The 14,807-nt window shown below is 66.1% G+C and carries 16 protein-coding genes; all 16 read right to left on the minus strand.

Annotation, left to right across the window (positions count from 1 at the left end; translation table 11 throughout):
- Positions 1-42: 42 nt before the first annotated feature.
- The 16 genes from NWE53_RS06815 to nuoI all read right to left on the minus strand — a co-directional run bounded on the left by NWE53_RS06815 (position 43) and on the right by nuoI (position 14,799).
- Positions 43-705, minus strand: a complete 663-nt coding sequence (locus NWE53_RS06815; RefSeq protein ID WP_265053599.1) for a tetratricopeptide repeat protein — start codon at positions 703-705, stop codon at positions 43-45.
- A 70-nt stretch (positions 706-775) separates the two neighbouring features.
- On the minus strand, positions 776-1,873 hold the full coding sequence (queA, locus tag NWE53_RS06820; RefSeq protein ID WP_265053600.1) for a tRNA preQ1(34) S-adenosylmethionine ribosyltransferase-isomerase QueA: 1,098 nt from the start codon (positions 1,871-1,873) through the stop codon (positions 776-778).
- A 228-nt stretch (positions 1,874-2,101) separates the two neighbouring features.
- Positions 2,102-2,572, minus strand: coding sequence for a peptidylprolyl isomerase (locus NWE53_RS06825; protein WP_265053601.1), 471 nt, complete (start codon positions 2,570-2,572; stop codon positions 2,102-2,104).
- Positions 2,572-3,231, minus strand: a complete 660-nt coding sequence (locus tag NWE53_RS06830; protein WP_265053602.1) for a hypothetical protein — start codon at positions 3,229-3,231, stop codon at positions 2,572-2,574. The genes NWE53_RS06825 and NWE53_RS06830 overlap by 1 nt, the downstream gene beginning before the upstream one ends.
- Positions 3,232-3,256: 25 nt before the next feature.
- Positions 3,257-3,805 carry a peptidylprolyl isomerase gene (locus NWE53_RS06835; RefSeq protein ID WP_265054832.1) on the minus strand — a complete coding sequence of 183 codons (549 nt, stop codon included), beginning with the start codon at positions 3,803-3,805 and terminating at the stop codon, positions 3,257-3,259.
- A 424-nt stretch (positions 3,806-4,229) separates the two neighbouring features.
- Positions 4,230-4,460 carry a DUF1467 family protein gene (locus NWE53_RS06840; protein ID WP_265053603.1) on the minus strand — a complete coding sequence of 77 codons (231 nt, stop codon included), beginning with the start codon at positions 4,458-4,460 and terminating at the stop codon, positions 4,230-4,232.
- Positions 4,457-4,849 carry a RidA family protein gene (locus tag NWE53_RS06845; protein ID WP_265053604.1) on the minus strand — a complete coding sequence of 131 codons (393 nt, stop codon included), beginning with the start codon at positions 4,847-4,849 and terminating at the stop codon, positions 4,457-4,459. The genes NWE53_RS06840 and NWE53_RS06845 overlap by 4 nt, the downstream gene beginning before the upstream one ends.
- Before the next feature lie 5 nt (positions 4,850-4,854).
- Positions 4,855-5,259, minus strand: coding sequence for a methylmalonyl-CoA epimerase (gene mce, locus NWE53_RS06850; protein WP_265053605.1), 405 nt, complete (start codon positions 5,257-5,259; stop codon positions 4,855-4,857).
- Between the two features lie 34 nt (positions 5,260-5,293).
- Entirely contained in the window at positions 5,294-6,964 is a 1,671-nt protein-coding gene (locus NWE53_RS06855) for a ribonuclease J (protein WP_265053606.1), read from the minus strand.
- 261 nt (positions 6,965-7,225) lie between these two features.
- Positions 7,226-7,981: a biotin--[acetyl-CoA-carboxylase] ligase gene (locus NWE53_RS06860; protein ID WP_265053607.1), complete on the minus strand. Its 756-nt coding sequence runs from the start codon at positions 7,979-7,981 to the stop codon at positions 7,226-7,228.
- 111 nt (positions 7,982-8,092) lie between these two features.
- Complete coding sequence (gene nuoN / locus NWE53_RS06865) at positions 8,093-9,520, minus strand: NADH-quinone oxidoreductase subunit NuoN (protein WP_265053608.1); 1,428 nt, start codon at positions 9,518-9,520, stop codon at positions 8,093-8,095.
- A 9-nt stretch (positions 9,521-9,529) separates the two neighbouring features.
- Positions 9,530-11,041, minus strand: a complete 1,512-nt coding sequence (locus NWE53_RS06870; protein WP_265054833.1) for an NADH-quinone oxidoreductase subunit M — start codon at positions 11,039-11,041, stop codon at positions 9,530-9,532.
- A gap of 4 nt (positions 11,042-11,045) precedes the next feature.
- The gene (gene nuoL / locus NWE53_RS06875; protein WP_265053609.1) at positions 11,046-13,094 is read right to left on the minus strand and encodes an NADH-quinone oxidoreductase subunit L; all 2,049 of its coding nucleotides are present in this window, start codon (positions 13,092-13,094) and stop codon (positions 11,046-11,048) included.
- A gap of 29 nt (positions 13,095-13,123) precedes the next feature.
- The gene (gene nuoK, locus NWE53_RS06880) at positions 13,124-13,432 is read right to left on the minus strand and encodes an NADH-quinone oxidoreductase subunit NuoK (protein WP_265053610.1); all 309 of its coding nucleotides are present in this window, start codon (positions 13,430-13,432) and stop codon (positions 13,124-13,126) included.
- The gene (locus tag NWE53_RS06885) at positions 13,432-14,055 is read right to left on the minus strand and encodes an NADH-quinone oxidoreductase subunit J (protein WP_265053611.1); all 624 of its coding nucleotides are present in this window, start codon (positions 14,053-14,055) and stop codon (positions 13,432-13,434) included. The genes nuoK and NWE53_RS06885 overlap by 1 nt, the downstream gene beginning before the upstream one ends.
- Before the next feature lie 255 nt (positions 14,056-14,310).
- Positions 14,311-14,799 carry an NADH-quinone oxidoreductase subunit NuoI gene (nuoI, locus tag NWE53_RS06890; protein ID WP_038367698.1) on the minus strand — a complete coding sequence of 163 codons (489 nt, stop codon included), beginning with the start codon at positions 14,797-14,799 and terminating at the stop codon, positions 14,311-14,313.
- Positions 14,800-14,807: the final 8 nt, after the last annotated feature.

Consider the following 14,807-nt stretch of genomic DNA (forward strand, 5'->3'; position numbering starts at 1 on the left):
GCCGGAGCGGGGCGACGGAAGCGTTGGGAGCGGAGCTCCGGTTCAGTTCTTTACCGTAACGGGGCCGCCGCGGACCAGAGCGAGATAGAGCTCGACGCGCTGGCGCAGAGCCTGTGGCGCCTGCGGATCGGTGATCGCGGCGTCGAACCAGCGGCCGGCGTCGTCGAACTGGTTGGCCTTGAGCGCGGAGATGCCGAGGAATTCGCGCGCCGAGTGGCGCCAGACGCCCTGCGGAACGGCCAGCGGCTCCAGCATCGTCTTGACCTCCGCGTAGGGCGAGAGATCGACGCGCAGGATGCCGGCGCGCAGCCTGGCGAGATCGCGATAGGTCGCGTCCAGCGCCGCATCATTGGCAAGCGCGTCGAAGGCGGCGACACCCGCAGCGGCATCACGCTTGGCGGTCTCGCCGGCAAGGCGGAAACGCGCGATCTGGCGATAGCCGGCAGGCGCGCTGTCGGCCAGTTCCTTGAGGATCGTCTCGGCCTGCGTGCTGTCGCCGTCGCGGGAGGATTTCAGCGCCGCTTCGAGGCGGGCGCCGACGGCCTGTGAGGCCTGATTCTCGCGATGCAGCCAGAACTGCCAGCCCGCAACGGCGAGAACCGCCAGCACGGCAAGGCCGGTGACGATCCAGCCATATTTCCTCCAGAGCTCCGCCGCCTTGTCGCGGCGGACTTCCTCTTCGATCTCGCGAAAAATATCGGCCATTGATTATCAAATTCCCTGTTGGGAAGCCCGGTAGCATTTTCAGGCCGGGAATGCGAGCCGGATCGGCTTCTCAATCCCGCGGCGCGTCTGCCCGGAACAGCAGGCTGCCGTCGCCATAGGAGTAGAAGCGGTATTCCGCTGCGATCGCATGGGAATAGGCAAGTTTCATCATGTCGAGCCCGCAGAAGGCGGAGACGAGCATGAACAGCGTCGAGCGCGGCAGGTGGAAGTTCGTCATCAGGAGGTCGACGGCGCGGAAGCGATAGCCCGGCGTGATGAAGATCGCCGTGTCGCCAGAGAAGGGCCGGATGGTGCCGTCCTCCCCCGCCGCGCTCTCGATCAGCCGCAGCGACGTCGTGCCGACGCAGACGATCCGCCCGCCCTTCGCCTTCACCGCGTTCAGCGCGTCAGCCGTCTCGGCCGAGACCGTGCCCCATTCGGCATGCATGCGGTGCTCGTCGGTGTCCTCCGCCTTCACCGGCAGGAAGGTGCCGGCGCCGACATGCAGCGTGACGAAATGGCTGCTGACGCCGCGCTCATCGAGCGCCGCGAGCAGCTCCGGCGTGAAGTGCAGCCCGGCGGTCGGCGCCGCGACGGCACCATCCTTCCGGGCAAAATTCGTCTGGTAGTCGGTGGTATCGGCGCCATCGGTCGGGCGCTTGCCGGCGATATAGGGCGGCAGCGGCAACTCGCCGAGCCGCGCGATCGCCTCGTCGAGATAGGCGCCGGTCAGGCTGAATTGCAGCTCGACCTCGCCGCCCTCGCTCTTGGCGGTGACCTCGGCACGCAGGCGGCCGAGCTCGCAGGCATTGCTGGCGCCCTCCGAATCGAAGACCACCGTCTCGCCCAGCGCCAGCTTCTTGGCCGGCCGCGCGAAGGCCAGCCAGCGATCCTCGCTCTCGCGCTTGTGGAGCATGATCTCGACGCGGGCCGAATCCGCGCCGCGAAAGCGCCGCCCGCGCAGGCGCGAGGGAATGACGCGCGTATCGTTCAGGACGAGCGCGTCCCCGGGCTCGAGCAGCGAGACGAGATCGCGGATGCCGCGATCCTGCAACGGCTCGGGCGCATCCGGGCGCACGACGAGCAGGCGCGCCGCATCGCGCGGGCTTGCCGGCCTCAGCGCGATACGGTCTTCCGGCAGGTCGAAATCGAAGAGGCCGACATCCATCGGGCTAAGGCTTGTTGCTCTTCATATGATTGCTCGGTCATCCCGGCCGGAGCGAAGCGGAGGGCCGGAATCCATGCCTGACCTTGCGCGGAAGCGCTCTGGCATGGATCCCGGGTCAAGCCCGGGATGACGCGCGTCATTCTCGGGCGGAGCTTAGCGCAGACCCGAGAATCTTTGCAGGAGATGCTCGGGGCAAGCCCGAGCATGAGGATGGGAAGGCCGCCAGCCTCAGGCCGCGTCGGCCATGACCTTCATCGAGACGATCGAGTCGGGATCGCGCACCGGCTCGCCGCGCTTGATCTTGTCGACGTTGTCCATGCCTTCGACGACTTCGCCCCAGACGGTGTACTGCTTGTCGAGGAAGCGGGCATCGTCGAAGACGATGAAGAACTGGCTATTGGCCGAGTTCGGGTTCTGGGAGCGGGCCATCGAGCAGATGCCGCGGACATGCGGCTCGGCGTTGAACTCCTGCTTCAGGTCCGGATAGCTCGAGCCGCCGGTGCCGGTGCCGTGCGGGCAGCCGACCTGGGCCATGAAGCCGTCGATGACGCGATGGAAGACGATGCCGTCATAGAAGCCCTCGCGGGCCAGCAGCTTGATGCGCTCGACATGGCCGGGAGCGAGGTCGGGACGCAGCTTGATGACGACGGGGCCCTTGGTCGTCTCCATGACGATGGTGTTCTCGGGATCGTGGGACATCAGCTTTGCCTTTCGTTGGACGGCGTGCGGCCGTGGAAGCGTATGGTGAAGGGTCGCCCCGCGATACTCGCTCCGAGGCCCTTCGACAACCTCATCGGCGTGCAGGAGCGGATGGCGGCAACCGCGGATTCGGTGAAGCGCTTCTGGAATGCGGCGTCGCCGCGGCGCGTCTCCCAGGTCACGCGCGGCTGGCCGAAGAGGCTGCCATCGCGGCGCAGGCTGAAGCGGACGGAGGCCATCGCGCCGGTCAGGTCACCCGGAAGCGGCGGCGGGCTCCAGCAGCGCCGCAAGGCCGGCGCGATATCGGAGAGCTTGTCGACGGTCTCGCCGCCCTCCTGCTGCGTCTCGGGCGAGAGCGAACCGACGAGGCCGATCTCGCCGCCGCGGCGCATCAGGTTCTGCGTCTGCGGGCCGACACGGCGCTGCTGCATGCCCGGAATGTCATTGTCGCCGCTGAACGGCCCGCCGATGCCGGGATTGTAGCGCTGGCCGCTCTGTGGCGGCAGGATCGGGTTCTGGAAGCCCGAGGGCGGCGGCAGGACCGGGTTCTGCGAGCCGGACGCCGGCGGCAACCCGAGATCGCGCGTGTCCTGCGCGACCGCCGCGCCTGCGCTGAAGACGAGCGCTGCGAGAATGCCGATGAGGGCCGTTTGCTGCATGGTCCCGGCCCTCCCCGGCTTCATGTCACTTGGCGTCGGATGCCATCCTCATGCGGATGATCTTGTCGGGGCCGGTCACCTGGCCGCTGCCTTGTGCACCCTTCTTGATCTTGCGCACTGCGTCCATGCCCGAGACGACCTCGCCGAACAGCGTGTACTGGCCGGTCAGCGGGCTGCAGCCCTCGTAGCAGATGAAGAACTGGGAATTCGCCGAATCCGGGGACTGCGAGCGCGCCATGCCGACGGAACCGACCTTGTAGGGCGTCGGAGTGAACTCGGCCGGCAGGTTCGGCATATCGGACTTGCCGGTGCCGGTGCCGGTCGGGTCGCCGGTCTGGGCCATGAAGCCGTCGATCACGCGGTGGAAGACGATGCCGTCATAGAAGCCGCGCTTCACCAGCGCCTTGATCTGCGCGACATGCTTGGGCGCGAGGTCAGGCCGCAGGCGGATCGTGACCGGGCCGTCCTTGGTCTCGAGCACGACGGTGTTTTCCGGATCGGGCTTCGGGCTCTGGGCCTGGGCGAAACCGAGGGAAGCGACGACGGCAAGGGCGGCGAGCGAGCTGCGCAGCATGAACATCTCCATGGCCGCCAGCGAGCCCGGCGGATGGCCGGTCGATAGCTGCATCCTTTGGCCGGAACAAGGCATATCCAATGCCGTCGAATCGCTCATGCTGCACTGCACAAGTGCAGTGGAGACTAATCTTGCAAAAATTCGAGGCTATGACTGCCTAAACTGATGACAGGGCCGTCACAATCGGCTAATCCTTCTGGCGCTGGGAGCGCTCTGCGAGCAGAGCGCTGCGGACCAGGTCTCGGGAGGAACAAACGCCCGCCTTGCATATGAGTCGCACCTTTGAATGTGCGCCGATGCAGCGGTAAAAAGCAGACTACCCAAGGCAAGGCATCCGCCTTGCCTTTTTCTTTTGGGCATACCGAAGTCGGTCGTTTCGCCTCGATTTGCTCGTTGAAGTCTTGCTGCTCGCAGAAGTCTTGCGTCAGATGTCGTAAGTCACCCAGACATACCAGACGCCGGCGAAGATCACCGCCGCGATCACCGAAGTGATTGCCGCCTTTTTGAGCAAGCACGGCAGGATGGGCGCGCCTGGTTCCGTTCCCTCGACGACATCGCCCGCCTCTTGCTGGCTGCGGATGCCGAAAGGCAGCACGGCAAAGAGCGTGATCCACCAAATCACGAAGTAAAGGGCGAGCCCGCCGACGACGTTCATGCGCCCCTCCCGGCCAGGGCGATGCAGGAGAACGCGACGCGCGCCTGCGTCGGCACGCCGAAGCGCGCAGTGTGACGCGCCGGCAGGCCGTTCGGGAAATGCTTCACATACTCGGCGTTGCAGGCGGCGTAATCGGCAGGATCGGTGATCAGCATCGTCATCTGGACGACTCGGTCGAGCGCGCTGCCGGCCTCGGCCAGGATCTCGATGATCCGGCCCAGCGCATTGCGCACCTCGTCGGCCGGGGTCTCGCCGCGGTGAATGCCGCGCGCGGGATCATGCGGGGCCGAATGGCCGGAGACGAAGATCAGCCCGCCGGCGACGGTGGCGGCACTGAACGGGCGCGGCGAGCCGGGCTCCGGCTCGCCGAAGAAAGTGATATCGCTCATCGGATTCAGGCCTGCTCGAGCTCGACAAGCGTGCCGAGGAAATCCTTGGGGTGCAGGAACAGCACCGGCTTGCCATGGGCGCCGATGCGCGGCTCGCCTGAGCCGAGCACGCGCGCGCCCTGCGCCTTCAGGCGGTCTCGCGCGGCCAGGATGTCATCGACCTCGTAGCAGATGTGATGAATGCCGCCGTCCGGATTGCGCTCGAGGAATTTGGCGATCGGCGAGTCGGCGCCCATCGGCTCGAGCAGCTCGATCTTGGTGTTCGGCAGCTCGACGAAGACGACGGTGACGCCGTGCTCCGGCTGGGGCAGCGGCTGCGAGACGCGCGCGCCAAGCGTATCGCGATAGAGTGTCGTCGAGGCCGCGAGGTCCTTCACGGCGATGGCGACATGATTGAGGCGTCCGATCATCTGCGTCTTCTCCGGCGGGGCGCTGCGCCCCGTACTACACCTCGATCACCAGCGCATGCACCAGCGGCTTCTTGCCCCACTCCTCGTTGACGGCGCTACGCACGCCGCGCTCCAGCGCGTTGCGTAGGGCCTCGGGATCGCGGCGGCGGGCCTTCGGAATGCCTTCGAGCAACTCGGCGACCGTATCGGCGACGTATTCGTCGAAATCGGTGCCGTCGCGGGTCCGCGGCGGCAGGCCGAGCACGGCGATCTCCGGCTCACCGGAAATGCCACCCTTCTCGTCGATGGCGACCGCGATCGAGACGACCCCGGCGAAGGACAGGCGGCGACGCTCAGAAATCGTCTTCTCCAGCGCGTTCACCAGCAGTGAGCCGTCCTGGTAGAGCCGGCCATGCGGAGCCTCGTCGACCTTGCGCGCGCCCTCCGCCGTGATCGCGACGACATCGCCGTTGCCGGCGCGCAGCACATGCTTGACGCCGAGGCTGCGGGCGAAGGTTTCATGCTCGGCGAGGTGCAGGTCCTCGCCATGTGCGGGGATCGCGATCTGCGGCTTCAGCCAGCCGTACAGCCGGGCCATCTCCTCACGGCGGGGGTGGCCGGAGACATGGACGAGATGGGTGCGGTCGGTGATGATCTCGATCCGGTCGCGCGCCAGCGCATTCAGGATGTTGCCGACCGCCTTCTCGTTGCCCGGGATGGTGCGCGATGAGAAGATGACCCGATCGCCCGGCGACAGCGCGATCTCGGGATGATCGTCCGAAGCGATGCGCGAGAGCGCGGCACGCGGCTCGCCCTGGCTGCCGGTCACCAGCGCCACGACCTTGTCGCGCGGCAGGTAGCCATAGGCGTCGACCGGGCGGAAGCCGGGGATGCCGTCGAGATAACCGCATTCGCGTGCGACATCGATGACCCTGTCCATGGCCCGGCCGACGACGACGACCTCGCGGTCATTCGCTATCGCGGCCTCGGCGACGGCACGCAGGCGCGCGACATTGGAGGCGAAGGTGGTGACGGCGACGCGGCCCGGCGCCGAGGCCACCAGTTCCTTGAGCTTGGCTGCGACATCCGCCTCGCTCGGGCTGGTGCCGTCGCGCATGACGTTCGTCGAATCGCAGACCAGCGCCAGCACCCCCTCTTCGCCGAGCTCGCGCAGGCGCTTCTCGTTGGTCGGCAGGCCGACGCGCGGCGTCGGATCGATCTTCCAGTCGCCGGTATGGACGACGAGCCCTGCCGGCGTGCGGATGGCGAGTGCGTTCGATTCGGGGATGGAATGCGCGACCGGCACGAACTCGATGTCGAACGGGCCGAGCGTGACGAACCCGCCCTGCGGCACGACATTGATCTCGACCTTGGGCGCGCCCGGCTCCGACAGGCGGCGCGTTGCGAGCAGGCCAGCGGCGAAGGGCGTGCAGTAGACCGGTGCGCGCAGGGAGGGCCAGAGTGCCGCGAGCGCGCCGATATGGTCCTCATGCGCATGGGTGATGACGATGCCCAGCAGGTTCGCCCGTTCCTCGATGATGTAGCGCAGATCGGGCAGGACGATATCGACGCCCGGTGCCTCCGGCCCGGCGAAAGACAGGCCGCAATCGACCAGAATCCATTTGCGCCGCCCCTCCGGCCCGAAGCCGTAAAGGGCGGCGTTCATCCCGATCTCGCCGAGGCCGCCGAGGGGAACGAAGACGAGCTGGTCGCTGGAACGGGTCACGGATGATCCTGCAGGCACGGAGAACCGCCCGCAGCATGCCTCATCGCATGCCGGTCGCGGCTTCCTGGAATCTGTTTCGGAAAACGCGGGTCATCCCGGACGAAGCGAAGCGAAGATCCGGGATCCATGCCGGAACCTTTCCGGTCGGCATTCCGGCATGGATCCCGGGTCGTCCTTCGGCCGCCCGGGATGACCACGTTGAACCGGGAATTTCCTTTAGCACGGTGGCGGCGCGGCAGGCCAGCGTCGCCACCTGCCACCTCAAGGCGCCCCGAAGAACAGATCGCCCGCATCGATGATGCGGCGGCCGGTCTCGGTTTCGAGTTCGAGGCGTCCGGAGGCGTCGAGGCTGTTGAAGCGGCCTGCGAGAGGGCCTTCCGGCAGGCGGATGGTGATGGTCTCGCCGAGGAAGGCGGCGCGTTCGAGCCAGGCGGCGCGGATCGGGCCGAAGCCGCCCGGCTGGGACCAGACGGCAAAGCGCTGGGCGAAAGCGTCACTGAGGCCCGTCAGCACGGTCTCGACACTGGCCTGTGGCGCCAACGCCTTGAGGAAGGTCGCCGGATAGGGCGTCTCCGACGGGCAGGAGGCGATATTGACGCCGCAGCCGACGATGACGTTGAGCCGCCCTGCCCGGCTCTCGCCCTCCAGCAGCAGGCCTGACGTCTTGGCGCGGTCGAGCAGCAGGTCGTTCGGCCATTTGAGCTTCAATCCGGAGGCGGCCGGGCCGAGCAGCTTCGCGGCGGCATCGTGCAGGGCCAAGCCCACCACGAAGCCGAGTTGCGGCGCCAGCGCCGGCTCGCAGGGGTCGGTCAGCAGAAGGCTGGCGTAGAGATTGCCGGGCGGTGATCCCCATTGCCGGCCATGACGGCCCCTACCCGCATTCTGGCTGCGGGCGACGATCCAGAGCTTGCCCGGCTCGCCCTGATCGAGCGCGCGACGGGCCTCCTCCATGGTGGAGCCGACCTCGTCGCGGATGATCAGCCGGTAGCCGGCAGCGCGAGCCGCTTCACCGAGCATGGACCCATCCGGCAAGGACGAGACCGTCATTCTCGGGCGAATCGAAGCGCAGACCCGAGAATCTCTGGCAGGAGATGCTCGGATCAAGCCCGAGCATGACGAGCCTGTCGCTCAAAACAGCGACTTCGCCGCCGCAGCCGCCGTATCGAAGAGCGGCGCCGGCAGGAACGAGAGCGCCAGCACGAAGACGGCCGAGACCAGCAGCACGGTGCGCACGCCGAGATCCGCCTTCTCGAAGGCCGGCTTCGGATCGTCGAAATACATCACCTTCACCAGGCGCAGGTAATAGTAGGCACCGACGACGCTGGTGAGCACGCCGACGACGGCGAGCACATAGAGCTTGGCATTGATCGCGGCCAAGAAGACGTACCACTTCGCCCAGAAGCCGGCGAGCGGCGGGATACCGGCGAGCGAAAACATCATCATCGACATCGCAAACGCCATCCAGCCATTGGTGCGGGACAGGCCGGCGAGTTCCGAGATGTCCTCGACCAGCTTGCCGTCGCGGCGCATCATCAGCACGCAGGCGAAGGCGGCGAGCGTCGTGGCGAGATAGATCGCCATATAGGTCATCACGCCCTGCACGCCCTCGGCCGTGCCGGCGGCGAGCCCGACCAGCGCATAGCCCATGTTGGCGATCGAGGAGTAGGCGAGCAGGCGCTTGATGTTGCGCTGGCCGATCGCGGCGAAGGCGCCGAGAGCCATCGAGGCGATCGAGATGAAGACGATGATCTGGCGCCAATCGTTGATCGCGCCCGGGAAAGCGCCGATGAAGACGCGGATCACCATCGCCATGGCGGCCATCTTGGGCGCCGAGGCGAAGAAGGCGGCGACCGGGGTCGGCGCGCCCTCATAGACGTCCGGCGTCCACATGTGGAACGGCACGGCCGAGATCTTGAAGGCAAGGCCGGCGGCGATGAAGACGATTCCGAAGATCAGGCCGATGCCGGCATGGCCGCCCTGGGTCGCGGCCGCGATGCCCGGGAAGGTGACGGTGCCGGTGAAGCCGTAGACCAGCGAGCCGCCATAGAGCAGCATGCCGGAGGACAGCGCCCCGAGCACGAAATACTTCAGGCCGGCCTCGGTGGACTTCGCGTTGTCGCGGTCGAAGGCGGCGACCACATAGAGCGCCAGAGACTGCAGCTCGAGGCCGACATAGAGGCTGATGAGATCGTTCGCCGAGATCATCATCATCATGCCGATGGTCGAGAGCACGACGAGGATCGGGAATTCGAAGCGCATCGTGCCTTGGCGCCGCAGCGTATCGGCCGAGAGCAGGATGGCGGCGCCGGCGCCGAGCAGCGTCAGCACCTTCATGAAGCGGCCGAAGCCGTCGGCGATGAAGCCGTCGTTGAAGGTCAGCATCTTGCCGGTGCCTGAGACGACCAGCGCCAGCGCGACCGCCAGCAGCAGCAGCGCGAGGCCCTCCAGCAGGCGCGTGGAGCGCTCGCCCTGGATCGCGCCGACCAGCACCATTACGATGGCGCCGATGGCGAGGATGATTTCCGGCAGGGCCGGGCCGAGAGCGGGCAGAGCCATGACGAAACCTTACTGCACGGCCGCCACCGCCGTCTTCGCGGCGGTGAGCGCGGCCTGATAGTTCTTGATGAGCGCTTCGGTCGGCGCCGCGAAGGCGTCGAGGATCGTGTGCGGCTGCACGCCATACCAGATCGTCAGCAGGACGAGCGGCACCAGGATCGCGATCTCGCGGCCGTTCAGGTCCTTGATGTCCTTGAGCTCGGGCTTCACCAGCTCGCCGAACACAACGCGGCGATAGAGCCATAGCGCATAGCCAGCCGAGAGGATGACGCCGGAGGTCGCGAAGAAGGCGACCCAGGGATTGGCGCGGAAGGCGCCGACCAGCGTCAGGAACTCGCCGACGAAGCCGGCCGTGCCGGGCAGGCCGACATTCGCCATGGTGAAGACCATGAAGACCACGGCATAGATCGGCATCCGGTTCACCAGACCGCCATAGGCGGCGATCTCGCGGGTGTGCATGCGGTCGTAGATCACGCCGACGCAGAGGAAGAGCGCGCCGGAGACCAGCCCGTGGCTCATCATCTGGAACATCGCGCCCTGGATGCCCTGCGGCGTCAGGGTGAACAGCCCCATGGTGACGAAGCCCATATGCGCCACCGAGGAGTAGGCGATCAGCTTCTTGATGTCCTCCTGCATCAGCGCCACCAGCGAGGTGTAGACGATGGCGATGACCGACAGCGCGAAGACCAGCGGCGCGAACATCGCCGACGCTTCGGGGAACATCGGGATCGAGAAGCGGATGAAGCCGTAGCCGCCCATCTTCAAGAGGATCGCCGCCAGGATGACGGAGCCCGCCGTCGGCGCCTCGACATGTGCGTCGGGCAGCCACGTATGGACCGGCCACATCGGCATCTTCACCGCGAAGGAGGCGAAGAAGGCAAGCCACAGCCAGGGCTGCATCTGCGACGGGAACTTGTGCGCCAGCAGCGTCGGGATGTCGGTTGTGCCGGCGTTCCAGTACATCGCCATCAGCGCCAGCAGCATCAGCACCGAGCCGAGCAGCGTGTAGAGGAAGAACTTGTAGGAGGCGTAAACGCGCCGCTTGCCGCCCCAAATGCCGATGATCAGGAACATCGGGATCAGGCCGGCCTCGAAGAAGACGTAGAACAGCACGAGATCGAGCGCCGCGAAGACGCCGATCATCAGCGTCTCCAGGATCAGGAACGCGACCATATATTCGCGCACCCGCTTCTCGACCGAGGTCCAGGAGGCCAGGATGCAGAACGGCATCAGGAAGGCCGTCAGCACGATGAAGGGGAAGGAGAAGCCGTCGACGCCGAGCTTGAACCTGATGGCGTCCGAAACCCAGCCATGGGTCTCGACCATCTGGAAGCCCGGATTGGCGGGGTCGAAGCGGCCCCAGGCAACACAGGCCAGCACGAAGGTCAGCACCGTCGTGACCAGCGCGGCCCAGCGGGCATTGGAGTCGACCGAGGCCTGATCGCCGCGCTGCGCCAGAATGAAGGCGGCGCCGATCAGCGGCAGGACCAGAAGACCGGTGAGAATACCGAAACCCAACATCATCTCACCCGCGCGTCACAAGATACCAGGTCACGAAGCCCGCGACGCCGATCAGCATGGCGAAGGCATAGTGATAGAGATAGCCGGTCTGCAGCCGGACCACCCGGTTGGTCACGTCGACCACGCGGGCCGAGATGCCGTCCGGCCCGAGGCCGTCGATGACCAGGCCATCGCCCTTCTTCCACAGGAAGCGGCCGAGCCACTTCGCGGGCCTGACGAACAGGAAGTCGTAGAGCTCGTCGAAGTACCACTTGTTGAGCAGGAACTGGTACAGTGCCGGGTTCGCCGCAGCGAGCTTGCCCGGCACGTCCGGCCGGCGGACATACATGTAGTAGGCAAGCGCAAAGCCGATCACCATCGCCACGAAGGGCGACCAGACGACCCACTTCGGAACCTCGTGCATGGCGTGCAGGATGTGGTTGTCCTTGCCCATGAACAGCGCCGACTTCCAGAAATGCTCGAAGTCGTGGCCGATGAAGTACTCCTTGAACGCGTAACCCGCGAAGACCGCGCCGACCGAGAGCACGGCGAGCGGGATCAGCATCACCCAGGGGCTCTCATGCGGCGTGTGGTCATGGCCGTGGCCGTGATCGTCCTGCGCGTGCGACGCATGAGCATGGTCGTCATGGCCATGGGCGGCATGCGCGTGGTCGTCGTGGCCATGGCCGTGCGCATCGTGACCGTGAGCATCATGGCCCCAGCGCGGCTTGCCCTCGAAGGTCATGAAGTAGAGGCGCCAGGAGTAGAACGAGGTCATGCAGGCCGCGACGACCAGCAGGACGTAAGCGTAGGAGCTGGCGAAGCCGCCATGCGCCACCGAGGCATAGGCGCTCTCGATGATGGCATCCTTCGAGAAGTAGCCGGCGAAGCCCGGGAAGCCGGTCAGGGCAAGCGTGCCGATCGTCATCGCCGCCGCGGTCAGCGGGATGTGCTTCCGCAGGCCACCCATGTGGCGCATGTCCTGCTCGTGATGCATCGCGTGGATGACCGAGCCGGCGCCCAAAAAGAGCAGCGCCTTGAAGAAGGCGTGGGTGAAGAGGTGGAAGATGCCGGCGCCGTAATTGCCAACGCCGAGCGCGACGAACATGTAGCCGAGCTGCGAGCAGGTCGAATAGGCGATGACGCGCTTGATGTCGTTCTGCACGAGGCCGACCGTCGCCGCGAAGAAGGCGGTGGTAGCGCCGATGACGACGACGACGGTGAGCGCGACCGGCGCGTATTCGAACACCGGCGACAGGCGCGCCAGCATGAAGACGCCGGCGGTGACCATGGTCGCGGCATGGATGAGGGCCGAGACCGGGGTCGGGCCTTCCATCGCGTCCGGCAGCCAGGTGTGCAGCAGGAACTGCGCGGACTTGCCCATGGCGCCCATGAAGAGCAGCAGGCAGGTCAGGGTCAGCGCATTCCAGTCATAGCCGAGGAAGCGGAAGCTCTGGCCGACCAGTTCGCCGGCGCGCGGGAAGATCGCGTCGAAGCCGACCGAGCCGAACAGCACGAAGACGAGGAAGATGCCGAGCGAGAACCCGAAATCGCCGACGCGGTTGACGATGAAGGCCTTCATCGCGGCGGCGTTGGCCGAGGGCTTCTGGTACCAGAAGCCGATCAGCAGATAGGACGCCAGGCCCACGCCTTCCCAGCCGAAGAACATCTGGACGAGGTTGTCCGACGTGATCAGCATCAGCATCGCGAAGGTGAACAGCGAGAGATAGGCGAAGAAGCGCGGCCGGTGCGGATCCTCGTGCATGTACCCGATCGAGTAGAGGTGCACGAGCGAGGAGACGGTGTTGACGACGACCAGCATCACCGCCGTCAGCGTGTCGATGCGGAAGGCCCAGTCGACCTGCAACTGGCCGGACGAGATCCAGCTCGCGATCTGGATGCGCGTCGTGCCGTGGCCGAAGCCGACCTGGACGAAGGCGACCCAGGACAGGACAGCGGAGACGATCAGCAGCGAGGTCGTGACGATCTCGGAGCCGCGCGTGCCGATCAGCCGGCCGAAGAGGCCGGCAATCAGGAAGCCGATCAGGGGGAGGAAGACGATCGCGTGATACATGGGCGTGAGGTCCAGGCGCGGCGGCGCGCTCAGCCTTTCATCATGTTGATGTCTTCCACCGCGATCGAACCGCGGTTGCGGAAGTAGACGACGAGAATGGCGAGGCCGATCGCGGCCTCGGCCGCTGCCACCGTGAGCACGAGCAGCGCGAAGACCTGGCCGACGATGTCGTTCATGAAGCTCGAGAAGGCGACGAAGTTCAGGTTGACCGAGAGCAGGATGAGCTCGATCGACATCAGGATGACGATGATGTTCTTGCGGTTGACGAAGATGCCGAGCACGCCGAGCGTGAACAGGATAGCGCTGACTGCGAGATAGTGGCCCAGTCCGATCGTCATCATGCCATCTCCTCCGGAACGCCGGCGCGCGAGGGCACCTGCTTGACCTCCATCGCCGCGTCCTTGGTGCGGGCGTTCTGGGTCGGGACATGCTGGCGCTTGATGCCGTGGCGCTCGCGCAGCGTCAGCACGATGGCGCCGATCATCGCGACCAGCAGCACGAGGCCGGCCGCCTGGAAATAGTAGACATACTGGGTGTAGAGCACTCGCCCGAGCGCCTCGGTGTTGGTGATGCCGGCGGGGATCGCGGCGACCGGCGCCTTGACGATATGCGGATCGATGACCCAGGCGCCGACGACCAGCAGCAGCTCGACCGCGAAGATGAAGCCGATCAGCGCGCCGATCGGCAGGTAGTTCAGGAAGCCCTGGCGGAACTCGGCGAAATCGACGTCGAGCATCATCACCACGAAGAGGAAGAGCACCGCGACCGCGCCGACATAGACGACGACCAGCAGCATCGCGAGGAACTCGGCGCCGAGCAGCATGAACAGCCCGGCCGCGTTGACGAAGGCCAGGATCAGGTAGAGCACCGAATGCACGGGGTTGCGCGAGGCCACCACCATGAAGGCGGATGCCACGGTCACCCCTGCGAAGAGATAGAAGAAAGCCGCTGCGGCATTCATCTCGGCCAGCCCTTTCCGCCCCTTTGTGAAGCGGTCCTCGTTTGGTTCGTGCTCCGGGACTCGGTCCCGCAGCAATTTGGAGCGTCTATAATCAGCCCCGCCGGGCGGGACAACCGCGCGGGGGTCTGTCACTCTAGGTTCGTCATTCTCGGGCGAAGCGAAGCGCCGACCCGAGAATCTCCTGCAGAACGAGGCGTCGGAGCCTTCTTCTTCACGAGATGCTCGGGTCAAGCCCGAGCATGACGGCAATTCACCTCACCGATAGGGCGCGTCCATCGCGATGTTGCGCGCGATCTCGCGCTCCCAGCGCGCGCCGTTCGCGAGCAGCTTGTCCTTGTCGTAGAACAGCTCCTCGCGGGTCTCGGTCGCGAACTCGAAATTCGGGCCCTCGACGATGGCATCGACCGGGCAGGCCTCCTGGCAGAAGCCGCAATAGATGCACTTCGTCATGTCGATGTCGTAACGGGTGGTGCGGCGCGTGCCGTCATTGCGGCGCGGACCGGCCTCGATGGTGATGGCCTGCGCCGGGCAGATCGCCTCGCAGAGCTTGCAGGCGATGCAGCGCTCCTCGCCGTTCGGATAGCGGCGCAGCGCATGCTCGCCACGGAAGCGCGGCGAGAGCTGGCCCTTCTCGAACGGATAGTTCAGCGTCGCCTTCGGCTTGAAGAAGTAGCGCATCGACAGGCCGATAGCCCCGACGAACTCCTTCAGCAGCAGGCCCCTTGCGGCTTGCGCGAGTGACATCGCCTTCG

This window comes from Bosea sp. NBC_00550, assembly GCF_026020075.1.
Lineage (GTDB): Bacteria > Pseudomonadota > Alphaproteobacteria > Rhizobiales > Beijerinckiaceae > Allobosea.

Excerpts from the sequence above, each read along its gene's own strand:
- NWE53_RS06840 (WP_265053603.1), bottom strand. The coding sequence starts at position 4,460 with ATGAACGTCGTCGGCGGGCTCGCCCTTTACTTCGTGATTTGGTGGATC.
- NWE53_RS06885 (WP_265053611.1), bottom strand. The coding sequence starts at position 14,055 with ATGAATGCCGCAGCGGCTTTCTTCTATCTCTTCGCAGGGGTGACCGTG.
- NWE53_RS06870 (WP_265054833.1), bottom strand. The coding sequence starts at position 11,041 with ATGTTGGGTTTCGGTATTCTCACCGGTCTTCTGGTCCTGCCGCTGATC.
- nuoL (WP_265053609.1), bottom strand. The coding sequence starts at position 13,094 with ATGTATCACGCGATCGTCTTCCTCCCCCTGATCGGCTTCCTGATTGCC.
- NWE53_RS06860 (WP_265053607.1), bottom strand. The coding sequence starts at position 7,981 with ATGCTCGGTGAAGCGGCTCGCGCTGCCGGCTACCGGCTGATCATCCGC.
- nuoN (WP_265053608.1), bottom strand. The coding sequence starts at position 9,520 with ATGGCTCTGCCCGCTCTCGGCCCGGCCCTGCCGGAAATCATCCTCGCC.
- NWE53_RS06845 (WP_265053604.1), bottom strand. The coding sequence starts at position 4,849 with ATGAGCGATATCACTTTCTTCGGCGAGCCGGAGCCCGGCTCGCCGCGC.
- NWE53_RS06815 (WP_265053599.1), bottom strand. The coding sequence starts at position 705 with ATGGCCGATATTTTTCGCGAGATCGAAGAGGAAGTCCGCCGCGACAAG.
- nuoK (WP_265053610.1), bottom strand. The coding sequence starts at position 13,432 with ATGACGATCGGACTGGGCCACTATCTCGCAGTCAGCGCTATCCTGTTC.
- nuoI (WP_038367698.1), bottom strand. The coding sequence starts at position 14,799 with ATGTCACTCGCGCAAGCCGCAAGGGGCCTGCTGCTGAAGGAGTTCGTC.
- NWE53_RS06830 (WP_265053602.1), bottom strand. The coding sequence starts at position 3,231 with ATGCAGCAAACGGCCCTCATCGGCATTCTCGCAGCGCTCGTCTTCAGC.
- queA (WP_265053600.1), bottom strand. The coding sequence starts at position 1,873 with ATGGATGTCGGCCTCTTCGATTTCGACCTGCCGGAAGACCGTATCGCG.
- NWE53_RS06825 (WP_265053601.1), bottom strand. The coding sequence starts at position 2,572 with ATGTCCCACGATCCCGAGAACACCATCGTCATGGAGACGACCAAGGGC.
- mce (WP_265053605.1), bottom strand. The coding sequence starts at position 5,259 with ATGATCGGACGCCTCAATCATGTCGCCATCGCCGTGAAGGACCTCGCG.
- NWE53_RS06835 (WP_265054832.1), bottom strand. The coding sequence starts at position 3,805 with ATGCTGCGCAGCTCGCTCGCCGCCCTTGCCGTCGTCGCTTCCCTCGGT.